8 protein-coding genes (1 of these 8 only partly in view) are annotated in these 11,940 nt (G+C 69.1%); 5 read left to right on the forward strand and 3 right to left on the reverse strand.

The genetic code is table 11. The features are described 5' to 3' along the window. The 3 genes in view from J3A75_RS35225 to J3A75_RS35235 are tightly spaced (at most 38 nt apart) and all read right to left on the reverse strand, a layout consistent with a single transcriptional unit that may run on beyond the window. Positions 1 to 3,014: the 5' portion of a hypothetical protein gene (locus J3A75_RS35225; protein ID WP_209651311.1), read on the reverse strand. It extends 358 nt beyond the left edge of the window; 3,014 of the gene's 3,372 nt are visible here — the first part of the coding sequence; its start codon is at positions 3,012 to 3,014; its stop codon lies beyond the left edge, outside the window. 38 nt (positions 3,015 to 3,052) lie between these two features. After that, complete coding sequence (locus J3A75_RS35230) at positions 3,053 to 4,417, reverse strand: HlyD family type I secretion periplasmic adaptor subunit (RefSeq protein ID WP_209651312.1); 1,365 nt, start codon at positions 4,415 to 4,417, stop codon at positions 3,053 to 3,055. Positions 4,418 to 4,420: 3 nt separating this feature from the next. Next, the gene (locus J3A75_RS35235; RefSeq protein WP_209651313.1) at positions 4,421 to 6,184 is read right to left on the reverse strand and encodes a type I secretion system permease/ATPase; all 1,764 of its coding nucleotides are present in this window, start codon (positions 6,182 to 6,184) and stop codon (positions 4,421 to 4,423) included. Between the two features lie 365 nt (positions 6,185 to 6,549). Between J3A75_RS35235 and J3A75_RS35240 the strand changes: the two genes are divergently transcribed. From J3A75_RS35240 to repA, 5 genes are all read left to right on the forward strand, one after another. Beyond that, the gene (locus J3A75_RS35240; protein WP_012329644.1) at positions 6,550 to 6,876 is read left to right on the forward strand and encodes a helix-turn-helix domain-containing protein; all 327 of its coding nucleotides are present in this window, start codon (positions 6,550 to 6,552) and stop codon (positions 6,874 to 6,876) included. An 872-nt stretch (positions 6,877 to 7,748) separates the two neighbouring features. Then, positions 7,749 to 8,351 (forward strand): sigma-70 family RNA polymerase sigma factor, encoded by a 603-nt coding sequence (locus J3A75_RS35245; protein WP_245297853.1) that lies wholly within the window; start codon positions 7,749 to 7,751, stop codon positions 8,349 to 8,351. A gap of 488 nt (positions 8,352 to 8,839) precedes the next feature. Beyond that, a complete protein-coding gene (locus tag J3A75_RS35250) occupies positions 8,840 to 9,064 on the forward strand; it encodes a hypothetical protein (protein WP_012329646.1) in 225 nt (74 codons plus the stop codon). Positions 9,065 to 9,245: 181 nt separating this feature from the next. Next, the gene (gene repC, locus J3A75_RS37325) at positions 9,246 to 10,376 is read left to right on the forward strand and encodes a replication initiation protein RepC (protein ID WP_209651314.1); all 1,131 of its coding nucleotides are present in this window, start codon (positions 9,246 to 9,248) and stop codon (positions 10,374 to 10,376) included. A 227-nt stretch (positions 10,377 to 10,603) separates the two neighbouring features. Further along, positions 10,604 to 11,830, forward strand: coding sequence for a plasmid partitioning protein RepA (repA, locus tag J3A75_RS35260; protein WP_024827318.1), 1,227 nt, complete (start codon positions 10,604 to 10,606; stop codon positions 11,828 to 11,830). The last annotated feature ends 110 nt before the right edge of the window (positions 11,831 to 11,940 follow it).

Raw genomic sequence — 11,940 nt, forward strand, 5'->3', positions numbered from 1 at the left:
AGATGCCGTGGACCGGACACCGCGTCGACCGTTCGGCCTGCCGTGTTGCTCGACGGGATCCCTGTGTCGGTGCCGGTCGCCGCGCTCGGTTCGGCCACATTCTGCGGAGGCGGTCCGTTCTCCTGGGGATGCCCGGATGCCTCGGCGCCTCGACCGGGCCCTGCGTCGGTCTGAGCGTGCCCGGAATCGGCGGCGCTCGGCTGCGCCGGCGCGTCGTCTGACGGCGGGGCACGGTTCGCGTCGGTGGCCGTGGCGTGGCTGCCAACATCCCGCGCTCGCGCTTCCGTATCCTGGAGATGCCCCGACACCTCGGCGCTCCGTCCCGGTTCGGCGGCCTGCCCGTGCGCGGGCTCGGCAGCGCTCGCCTGCGCCTGCGCGTGATCTGACGGTGTGGCCGGGTCGGGGTTGCTCGCCGTCACCGGACCGCCGGCATCCTGCGCGTGCGGTCCGGTGTCCTGACCATGTCCGGGCGCCCCGGCGCTCCGCCCGGGTTCGGCGGCTTGCCCGTGCGCTGGATCGGCAGCGCTCGCCTGCGCCTGCGCGTGAGCTGACGGCGTGGCCGGGTCGGGGTTGCTCGCCGTCACCGGACCGCCGGCATCCTGCGCGTGCGGTCCGGTGTCCTGACCATGTCCGGGCGCCCCGGCGCTCCGCCCGGGTTCGGCGGCTTGCCCGTGCGCTGGATCGGCAGCGCTCGCCTGCGCCTGCGCGTGAGCTGACGGCGTGGCCGGGTCGGGGTTGCTCGCCGCGACCGGACCGCCGGCATCCTGCGCGTGCGGTCCGGTGTCCTGACCATGCCCGGGCGCCGCGGCGCTCCGCCCGGGTCCGACTGCCTGCGTGTGACCTGGATCGGCAACGCTCACCTGCGCATTCGCTGACGGTTGGCCTTGGACCGTGTCGGCCCCGGTGCCATGACCGTCGGTATCCTGCGCGTGCGGTGTCGTGTCCCGGAGATGTCTCGGCGCCTCGGCGCTGCGGCCCGGTTCCGCCCCGGCCTGCGAGTGACCTGCCTCGCCAGCACTCACCCTGTTCTGGGCGGGACCTGCCTGTGCGGCGGCTGAGTCTGTATCTGGACCGGCGGCGGTGCCGTGGCCGACGACGGCCTGGCCGTGACCTGCATCCGCCCTCTCCCCCCGCGCCTGCGCGCTGACTTGCGGCTGAGCGGGATCCGCATCGGTGCTCCAGCCCTGTTCGTGCGCGACCCGCGTTCGCGGCGCCGAGCTCTCGAGATGCCCTGGTGTCTCGGCGGTCCGTCCCGATTCCGCGCCAGCCTGCCCGTGTCGCGGATCCGCATTGTTCGCGCGAGCCTGTGCGACGTCTGCCGCGGGGGAAGGGCTCACGCTGTCAGGTGTCTCGTGATCGCTCGGATCGGACTGGGCAGAGCCCGCCGTTCGATGCCCGGGAGCCTCGGCGCTCCGTCCGGGACCGACCTGCGCTTGGCCCGGATCGGCAGCGCTGGTCTCGACCTGCGCGATGCCGGACGGTTGACCCGGATCCGCGCTGCCGGCCGAGCCGCGACCGTCCGCCTCCCGTTGGACCGCTGCTGTTTCCTCCCGATGTCCCGGCGCTTCAGCGCTCCGGCCGGGTCCATCGCCGTTTTGACCGCCGCCAGCCCCCGCAGCCTCCACTCGGCCCTGCGCGGTGCCCGCAGAAGGGCTCTCACCAGCGACCGTTGTTGCGTTGTGGCTGTCCGTGCCGTGCTGCTCCCGTTCGGGTGCGCCCGCGCCTCTGCCCGAGGGATCCGCATCCGGGCTCGCCTCGGGTCGTGCTCGTTCGTCTGGAAAGGTGCTCGCCCGCGAGCCGTTGTTCGAGTTTCCTGACTGCGCCTCCCCGGTCGCGAGCAGCGCATGTTTCGATTCGGGTTGTGCGGCGGAGTTGAGGCCATTGACCTGGGCGGGCGGAGCTTCGGACGCACCAGGCCCGGTCGTCGCGTTCGCGCTCCGGACTTGCGGTCCGGCCTCACCGGTCGCGCTTGGCGATGGCGCTGGCTGTTCCCGCGCTTGGGCGTCCCCCGATGCCACGGCACTGCCGTCCGATCCGGCATCCGGAGAGGACGATGAACCCGCCGCGCGGGCTGCGCCCGCCTCCACACCGTGCACCAGGGGCTGATATGCGGGCTCCGTGCCTGCCCGCGCCGGCCCCGTGGCTGAGGCCGGATCTCTGAGGCCGATCGATCCAAAATCCGCAGCATCGGGTCGGGCGGCAACGACCGAGATCGGTTCGACCGTTACGGAACCGGAGGCGCCGCTCGTCGGACCTTCGTGCCGGCCGGAGCTGTGCGGTCCACCGGCCTGGACCGGGCTCAGCGCTCCGCCCGCCGTCGGCGATACGCCGCCCTGGTCCTCCGGGAAGGCCTTGATGCCACCCGGTGCGCCGAGATCTGATGGCGCTTCGGTTCCCTGCGCCGGGTGGTCGGCGAGGGCGTCCACAGCGAAGACCATCGCCGAGAACACGATGATCCCGACTTGCTTGCGATGCGCGTCGCGGTCTTCGGCATCACCGGTGTCGCGCGCTTCGGACGGCCCTTGCTGATGCGCCTGGCCCGCGTGAGGGGCCTGGGACGCGCTCTCGGTCGACCGGGCCTCGTCAGCGGCGCGGGCGTCGTCGGGCGACAGGCTCAGGGCCGCGGCCGCGACGAGGGCGGCGAGCAGCGCCGCCGGGTGAACCGAGAGCTTCGTCTCACCGGCACTCTGCGGGATCGGGAGAAGCTCGGGATAGCGTCGGGCGATCTCGTTGATGAGAGCGCGAAAATCGCTGCCCCGCATCGGGCTGTCCAAGACCTCGGACGCGATGACGTAGCTGCCGTCGATCCTGGCGAAGTGCATGACGGCGTCGCCATCCGGCCGGCAGAAGACGAACCAGGGATCCGCCTCGTCGCTCAGGCCCTGCTCGCTCCCGATCTGCAGGCCGGCCCGGACCAGGGCGGCCTCGACGCGGTAGAATTCCGCGAGTTCCTGCTGCGACCAGCCACCCCGGCACGTCGCCGCGGGTCGGAAGAATGAGATGACCGCGCCCATCGGGACCTCACGTCCGCACAGTGACTGAGAAGCAGGGTCTAGCGCTCATGGAAACTGCGTCCCAGAGCGTCGAAGAACGGAGCCACCAGATAGTCGAGCGCGGTGCGCTCGCCGGCCGAGACGACGACCTCGGCAGGCAGGCCGGCCAGGAGGCGTGACCGTACGTCGTCCGGGAGTTGGCGGTCGTCGATCTCGACGGTGCCGGCGAAGTAGGCGTGTTTCGTGCCGTCGTCGATCAGGCGATCGCGGGACACCATCGTCAGCGTGCCGAAGATCGCCGACATGCGGCGCGTCTGAAAAGCCGGGAACTTCACCTCGGCCCGCAGGCCGGCATGGACCGCCTCGAGATCGTTCGGCGCGAACTGCACGCTGATCACCAGCCTGTCGTTCGTCGGAACGATCTCCATCAGCGGCTCGCCCGAGCGGACCACCTGCCCGATCGTGTAGACCTTCAAGCCCTGGATGACGCCCTGATGCGAGGCCCGGACCTCGTGCCGACGGAGGACATCCTGGGCCACGATGAGCTTCTCGCGCAGCTCGGCGATCTTCTGCCGCGTGTCCAGGAGCTGTGCAGTCAGCGCCTCCTGTAGCTTCTGTTTAAGCTGCGCGGTCTGCATCCCCGCTTCGTTGATGCCGTTCTGCGCCTTGGCGGTCTCCGCCACGGACCGCCCGATCACGCCTTCCAGGCGCGCGTGCTCGCGTTCCATCATCAGGACGCGCGAGAGCGGGATGAGGTTCTTCTCGCGCAGGCCGCGCAGGCCCTCCAGCTCCTGCTTGATCAGGGCGACCTGCTGCTCGACCGAGGCCTTCTCGACCGCGAGCCCGGAAATCTCCGTCCTCAACTGGGTGACGCGCGCCTGGATGAGGGCGAGCTGCGCCTGGAAGGACCCGCGCCGCTCCGACAGCTGGCTGGCCTGATCGTCGATCATCCCGGCGACGGCCGGCTCAGCGCGCCGCGCCGCGATCTCCGGCGGCAGGAGCAGGTCTTGCGCCTGGCTCTGCTCCGCACGGAGGCGGGCTTCGAGGATCAGGGCCGCGTCGAGCTGGCCACGGAGGAGATCGTTGCTGGCACGCGATTGCACCGGATCGATGCGGAGCAGGACATCGCCCGCGCGGACCGTCTGTCCGTCCCGGACCAGCACCGCCTGGACGATGCCACCTTCGAGATGCTGCACCACCTTGCGGCTGCCTTCCGCGACCACCACCCCGGGACTGATGACCGCCCGGTCGAGGCGCGCGAACGTGGCCCAGGTGCCGACTACTCCGAACGTCGCGACGATGAGCGCGTAGCCGGCCACCGCGTAGGCGCGCCAGTTCGTCAGGCCGGTGACACCCGGCCGCTCTCCATCGGGCGCTTTCTGGACAGGTGACGGGCTCAAGATCGCGGCGCGCGGGACGGTCATCGCTTACCCCGCGCTCCGCTGCCCGTCGGAGCCTCGGTGGCTCTGGGACGTCGTGGGGCCGACGGGCGGCACCAGGGTCGGGACAGGCCTCTGGCCGGTGATGTGGCCGAGGATCTGATTGGGCGGTCCGGAGAGTTGGACGCGGCCCTCGCCCATGAGCAGGATATGGTCGGCCTCCTCCAGCAGGCTCATCTTGTGGGTCACCATCACGACCGTCGCCCCGGACTGCTTCAGGGCCGCGACGGCGCGCATCAGCGCCGCTTCGCCGTGCTGGTCGAGACTCGCATTCGGCTCGTCGAGCACGACCAGGCTCGGCTCGCCGTAGAGGGCCCGGGCCAGAGCGATGCGCTGCCGCTGCCCTCCGGACAGACCGTGTCCCCCGCGCCCGATCACCGTGTTGTAACCCTCCGGCAGGGACTGGATCAGCTCGTGACAGCCAGCCCTTCGGGCAACCTCGATGACGCGCGCATCGTCCAGGGCGGCGAAGCGCGCGATGTTCTGCGCGACGGTCCCGTCGAACAGCTCAACGTCCTGGGGCAGGTAACCGACATGCTGCCCGAGCAGAGCCTTGTCCCAGTGGCCCAGGTCGGAGCCGTCGATGCGCACCGTGCCTTCCAGCAAGGGCCAGACACCGGTGAGCGCGCGCACGAGCGTCGATTTGCCGGCGGCACTCGGGCCGATGATCCCGACGACGCTGCCGGGCTCGAGCCGGAAGCTCACGTCCTCGAGGATGGCTCGCGACGCTCCGGGGGCGGCCACCGAGATGGTCTCGGCCTCGATCAGGCCGCGCGGTCGCGGCAACACGAGGCGGCGCGTCTCCGAGCCGGCGACGGCGATGAGATCGGTCAGTCGCCGATAGCTGGCCCGCGCCGCCGTGAAGCCCTTCCAGTTTCCGACGACAGCCTCGATCGGCGCGAGGGTGCGGCCGATGATGATGGACGCGGCGATCATCGACCCGGCCGAGATCTCGCGGTGCATCGCGAGATACGCGCCGATGCCGAGCACCAGGGTCTGCAGGAGCATGCGGATGAACTTCGTGGCGGCGACGATCAGGCCCGCGCGATCGCTCGCGCGCGCCTGGAGGAGCAGAACATCGTCGTGACGCCGGCTCCAGAGCCCGCGCATGGACGCCACCATGCCCATGGCCTGGAGCACTTCACCGTTTCGAAAGACCGTCGCGGCGCTCTGCCCCGCCTCGCGCGAGGCCTGACTGGCGGCGTCGAGCGTCCGGCGGGTCGCGACCTCGTTGAGCAGCGTGAGGCCCAGGATCGTGCCGCCGCCCACGAGCGCCATCCAGCCGAACCAGGGGTGCAAGATGAAGCAGGCGAGCAGGAAGATCGGGATCCAGGGCAGATCGCAGAACGCCAGCATGCCGCTTCCGGTCAGGAACTCCCGCAGGATGTCCACGTCGCGCAGCGCCGTGTCGTGCTGCGCGCCGGGCCTGACCAACGTGCCGCGATGGGCAGCATCGAAGATCGGCGTGGCAATCTTCTGATCGAACACGACGCCGCCGCGTACCAGGAGGCGGGCGCGCAGCATCTCCAAGATCGCGTAGACGGCCAGGCCGAACGCCGCGATCAGCGTGATCCCCGCCAGGGTTGTCTCATTCCGGCTCGGGATCACGCGGTCGTAGATCTGGAGCATGTAGAGCGGGCTGACGAACAGCAGCAGATTGATGAAGAGCCCGAACAACACGGCGGTCGTCAGGACCGGCCGCAGGGAGCGCAGGCCGACGGTCAGTGCCGATTGCAGCGCATGATCGCCCATACTGCCCTCTTCCTGCGATCGTTCGGCACGACCGGCGACACCCGGTGGCTCAGATTCCCGTCCTGCTCGCGTCCGTGACCCGCGGGCGCTCAGATCAGCGAGCGTGGGTCACGTGTCCGATTCTCGACAATCATGGGCCGCTATTTGGAGACACTGACCGGTATTGCGGCATTCCGCGCCTCTGTTCAAACCGTTTCCTACGGGATGATGATAGCGCTGGTCGGATACCTGCCAAGCATCGGGTCGCGTTCGGGGGCGACGGTCGACGGCGCGTGTCTGGACAGCGCGACGCCGGGTCGGCTATATGGTTTTTGCTGTATAAGCGCCGCGCTGAGTGGCGTCGGTCGGCAGGAAGGCGAGACTCCGTGTATGCTCATCAGCAACGCCTGGACTCCGAGGAGGTGCTGGAGCTGCGTCGGGAGGGCGGGCGCTATTTGAAGGAACTTCGGGAGGCACGCGGCCTGTCGCAACGACAGCTCGCAGCGCTGGTCGGTGCGGACTACTACACCTTCATCTCGCAGCTGGAGACCGGGCGCGGCCGGATACCTCCGGATCGGTACCGCGCCTGGGCCGAGGCGCTGGCGATCGAGCCGAGAGCGTTCGTCCGGAGCGTCATGCGCTTCTACGACCCGATCACCCACGAGATCCTGTTCGGCGATCCGGCCGGGAAGCCCGGGACCGGCGAGGCGTAGGCCATCGACGCTCTCAAGGTGAGGATCGCTCGGATGAGCGAGGCGCGCGTGACGGTTCCCGGCAAGGAGACGACCAGCCGCGCGGGCTCAGGACGTGGAGTGACCCGCATCGTGCATCGTCTGTGACCCGAAGGCCGAGGCGTCCTCAGGGGTCGCGTCGGCAGCAGAGACGGGTGCGCCGATCGCCGCCATCAGCATTCGCAGCCCTTCGATCCATGTATCGGCCTCCGCTCGGGAGACACACCCGGTGCGGCGAACGGTTTTTCCGGATTCAAGTTTCACGACAACATCGAACCGGCCATCCGGTCTGTCCGTGATCCAATATTCTACATTCTGCGGCATCGAAGCTGCTCTGAAGTTCCTCATCTGGCGGGCCACAGCGGCGCCGCGCGCGCAGCTCGCAGTCTCGTGGGGATCGCGCACCGCTCCCGACGCCGTATTCCGTTCACCGTGACACGACATTCGTCGCTCGGACTCGGGGAACATCGCCGTTCGAGCCGCCCTGGACGCGAAGATCTTCGGGACCCGCTCACTTCATCATTGACACCTCCCATCCGATCGAAGCGAGGCCCAACGCTCGGGCCGCCGAGAACGATCCCGCATTTGCAGGGTTAGATGTTCACTGTACAGTCAGGTGGCTGGCCCTATCTGCGGAGATGAACGCTCGATGACGCGCGCATCCGGGTCGGTCCCGTCGGATGGCCCGATGCCGCTGCGGGCCGCCGAGCGGGCCCCAGGGCGGGCCGGGATCGGGGCGTGCGACGAGCGCTTTGAAAGGACGTGACTTGACGGACACGTTGGTTGCTCAAGACGGAGAGGCCCGTCGGCCGAGCCGGCAGGATCCCCCGGAACTGGCCGCTCTACCGGCCGGCGTGCGGGATCATCTCGGTCTGCAGTTGCGCGTCGCCTACGAGGCCGTGACACGGGCACAGACACCGCCGCGTCTGCTGGAGCTCGTCGCGCAGCTCGATGCGGCGCTGGAGGGACCGCAACGGGACTACGCCGCCGTTTTTCGCGACGGCCTGACCGAGGCACTCCCCGGCCTGCGCGCCTTCGCCCTCTCGCTCGTGGGCGATGCCTCGCGCGCCGACGATCTGGTCCAGGAGACGGTGCTCCGGGCCTGGGCGCGACAGGAGCTGTTCATACCGGGCTCCAACCTGAAGGCGTGGCTGTGCACCATCCTGCGCAACCAGTTCTACACCGAATGCCGCAAGCGGAAGCGCGAGATCGAGGACGTGAACGGCGCTGTCGCGGCGCAACTCACCGCCCCGGCAGCTCAGGAGCACGGTTCGGATCTGCAGGTCGTCTGGTCCCACATCGGCAAGCTGCCGGAACTGCAGCGGGAGGCCCTGCTCCTGGTCGGGGCACAGGGCCTGACCTACGAGGCGGCCGCTGAGGTGATGGGCTGCCAGACCGGGACCGTGAAGAGCCGGGTGAGCCGCGCCCGTGCCCTGCTCGTCGCGCATCTCGCCTGAGAGCGGCGTGCTGCTCCGAGGGGATCACGGAAGGCGCCGAACCTCGGCGCCACCGGGATCCTCGTCGCCTGGCCGGATCGGAGCGGTGAGATGAGGCGCGCGACGCGCGAAGCCCTCGGAGGTCTCGGAAAGACATCCGGCCCTCGCCGCTGATACGGGCACCCTGGCGCACGCCCCTCCCCCGCCCGCTTCGAACCGCACGGGCGTCTGTCGGGGGCGCCGACCGCGACATCGCGGCCGTGATGCTCGATCGCTCGTCCCGCGGTCCAGCGCTCACCCTTCGGCAAGGTTCGAGCCCGCCCGGTGTTGACCGCCGCGAGATTGGCCGCGCGTCCCGGGCCGATTCACAGGTCATCGCGGGTGAGGCTGCGGAGCAGGTCGCCCTTAACAAACCCCTCCATCCCCGCACGAATCTCTGCCGCCGCTGGACTCGGTTTGCAGAATCGGTCCACATGAACAGTCACGTTGGCAGAATCGGGCGGGGACCGATGACCGCAGAGGAACGGCTGGCAGAGCTGAAGGCGGCGGATATTCGCCGTCAGACACGTCGCAGGGAGGCTCTCAAGCAGAAGGGCATGACCCAGCAGAACGTGTGGCTGAAGCCGTCGGTCAAGGCTGTCATCGACCAAGCGATCCAGAACGGTCGGTTCAAGAGCCGCACCGAGGCGATCGAGTGGGCGCTCGCGTCTGCCTTCGAGGAGAAATCGGCATGACGTAACGGGCAAAGCAGAAGGCCCCGAGGCGGGAACCTCGAGGCCTTTGGACCTGACATACCCTGGGATGGGGCGCGACAGGCGATTCGCACCCCCTTTATGCCCCCTCCCCCAGGCCGTCGTCAAGAACACCCTTCGGGGTGAACGGTCCCGCTTTGCCTCCTGAGAGGAGGCGGTTGAGGTGGAGACAGTTCATTCCGGTGGCCGGCCGCTCACGCGCGCCGCGCTCGCCGGCCGGAGACGCGCGCTCGAGGCCGGGCGAACGATCTCGCGCAGGGAGCTCTCGGCCGCCGGCCGGGACGCCGCCAAGGCCCTGCGCCTGCGCCCTGCCCTGCGCGCCATCCTCTCGGCGCTCTGCGCCGTGTGGGGCGAGCAGGGGTGGGAGCGCCTGGTGGTCTGGCCGTCGAACGAGCACCTGTGCGGAATGACCGGGCTGTCGGAGCGCGCGCTCCGCTACGGGTTGCGCGACCTCGTGGCCCTGGAGGTCATCACGCCCCGGGACAGCGCGAACGGCAAGCGCTTCGCCATCCGGGCACCGGGCGGCGCCATCATCGACGCTTACGGCTTCGACCTCACGCCGATCGTTGCCCGACAGGGCGAATGGACAGAGGTGCTCGCTGAGGCGACCGCGCGAGAAGTCCGGAGACGTCGGTCGTTCGATCTCCTGACCGTCCGCCGCCGCGCTGTGTCGGAGGCCCTCACCGCCCTCCGCACGCGCTTTCCGAGAACGGACGTGGCCGATCTGCTCGCAGCGCAGGAATCGCTGGAGCTGAGTACGCCGAGCCGCAGAGCGTCGAACGCCGAACCGGATCTCGTCCTTGAGGCTTGGGGGGAACTTCAGATCATGACGGAGGAACGGTTCTATCAAGCCGCCTCTGCCGGCATATCCAGCCGCCAATTAGAACAAGACACCGGATCTCCTACCGATCCTTGTGCAAGGGCTCCCGAGAAGGAGCCTGGGCCAATCCACCTGCCCGAACCGGGTCTCATCGCGGCTGCCTGCCCGGTGGCTGGTGAATTCGGCGTTAAGCTCAGAACGGAGGCGGACGTCATCGAGGTCGGCCGTCTGATGCGGGGCGGGATCGGGGCGCATCCCTCCGCCTGGGGTGAGGCCTGTGAGGCCCTCGGTCCGTTCCGGGCCTCGGTGCTCGTACTGATCGTCGCGCAGCTGCACGACGACGACGTGCGGCGGGGTGAGATTCGAATCCGGAATCCGGGGGGCTACTTCAGGCAGCTCGTCCGCCTGTGTTCCGAAGGTCGCTACGGACTCGAAGCCGAACTCATGGCGATGCGGCGGAGGAAGATGACGTGAGCCGAGCGGGCCGGTGGCCGGCTCCCGCGCGTCGCGGACCGGTATCGGTGTGGGGCGACGTTCCCACCCGCGTCCCCTGCCCTGCTTTCAGGAGGCGCATTCAGGAATCGTCCGCCGCGCAGGGCCCGGCCGCCCGGGGCTGGACAGGTCCGCGCGAATCGGGCTCATCCTATCGCTTGCGGTGATCTGGGCATTTCAACCGTTTCACCGTGAACGAGATAGGGCCGATGAACCAGCATCTCTCCGGCGGGCGGCTCGTGCCTGCGCCAAATCAGACCGCCGGCGACGATGCTCGGCTGCTCGGTGCGAAACTGCGCGAGATCGCGTCCGTCGTGTTCTCGCCGTCCGAGGCCAAGACGCTCCGGCGTTTCACCTCCGGTGAGGTCGCGCGCATCCTGGGCGTCACCGACAGTCGGATCCGGCAACTCTCCCCCGACCTTCTCGTCTCCGAGCCCGAGGTCGCGCCGGGTGGACGACGGATGTACACGCTGGCCGACATCCACGCCCTGCGCGCGCATCTCGATGAGATCGACCGCGTGGGACGCCGCTACCTGCCACACCGCGATGCCGACCGAGGTGAGCATCTGCAGATCATCGCCTGCGTCAACTTCAAGGGCGGTTCAGGCAAGACAACGACCGCCGCGCACCTCGCCCAGTCGCTCGTGCTGCGCGGCTACCGCGTGCTCGCGGTCGACCTCGACCCGCAGGCCAGCCTCTCCACGCTGCTCGGCGTCCGACCCGAGAACGAGCGCGAGCCCTACCGCACCATCTATGATGCAATCCGCTACGGCGAGGAGCGGTGCGGCCTCGGCGCGGTCATCCGGCCGACCTACTTCACGGGACTGGACCTGGTGCCGGCCGATCTGGAACTTGAGGTTTTTGAGTTCGAGGCGCCCAACCACATGGCGCGGCGGAAGGCGAACGATCCCGAGCCGCCGTTCTTCGTGCGGGCCGGACTCGCTCTGGAGGAGGTCGCGGACCGCTACGACGTCGTCGTGATCGATTGTCCGCCGCGCCTCGGCTACCTCACCATCGCGGCTCTGTGCGCGTCGACCTCGCTCCTCATCACGATCCATCCGCAGATGCTCGACGTCTCGAGCATGCGCCAGTTCCTCACGATGATGGACGAGCTGATGGAGCCGGTGCGTGAGCAGGGGGGCGTGCGCACCCACGACTGGTTCCGCTACCTCGTCACGCGCTTCGAGCCGCAGGACACCCCGCAGACCGAGGTGGTCGCGATGTTGCGCGGCCTGTTCGGCGAGCGCGTTCTGACCAAAGCCATGCTGCAGTCGGCCGCGGTTTCGAACTCGGGCCTGCGCGGCCAGACCGTGTACGAAACACCGCTTCGTCGCGACGAGGTGACGGGTTCGACCTACCGCCGCGCGCTCGACGCGCTCGACGCGGTCAACAGTGAGATCGAGACCTTGATCGCACGTGCATGGGGCCGGGTATGAGCCAGAAGAAGCGCCTGAGCGCGATCATGGGCGCGCCGATCCAGACGGATGTGGCTTCGCCCGCGCATCCCGATTCTTCAACGGCTTACCCCCCTGTGACAGGTGTCACA

Origin of the sequence: Methylobacterium sp. PvP105 (genome assembly GCF_017876975.1) — a bacterium.
GTDB lineage: Bacteria > Pseudomonadota > Alphaproteobacteria > Rhizobiales > Beijerinckiaceae > Methylobacterium > Methylobacterium radiotolerans.

Excerpts from the sequence above, each read along its gene's own strand:
- J3A75_RS35230 (WP_209651312.1), bottom strand. The coding sequence starts at position 4,417 with ATGACCGTCCCGCGCGCCGCGATCTTGAGCCCGTCACCTGTCCAGAAA.
- J3A75_RS35250 (WP_012329646.1), top strand. The coding sequence starts at position 8,840 with ATGACCGCAGAGGAACGGCTGGCAGAGCTGAAGGCGGCGGATATTCGC.
- repA (WP_024827318.1), top strand. The coding sequence starts at position 10,604 with ATGAACCAGCATCTCTCCGGCGGGCGGCTCGTGCCTGCGCCAAATCAG.
- J3A75_RS35235 (WP_209651313.1), bottom strand. The coding sequence starts at position 6,184 with ATGGGCGATCATGCGCTGCAATCGGCACTGACCGTCGGCCTGCGCTCC.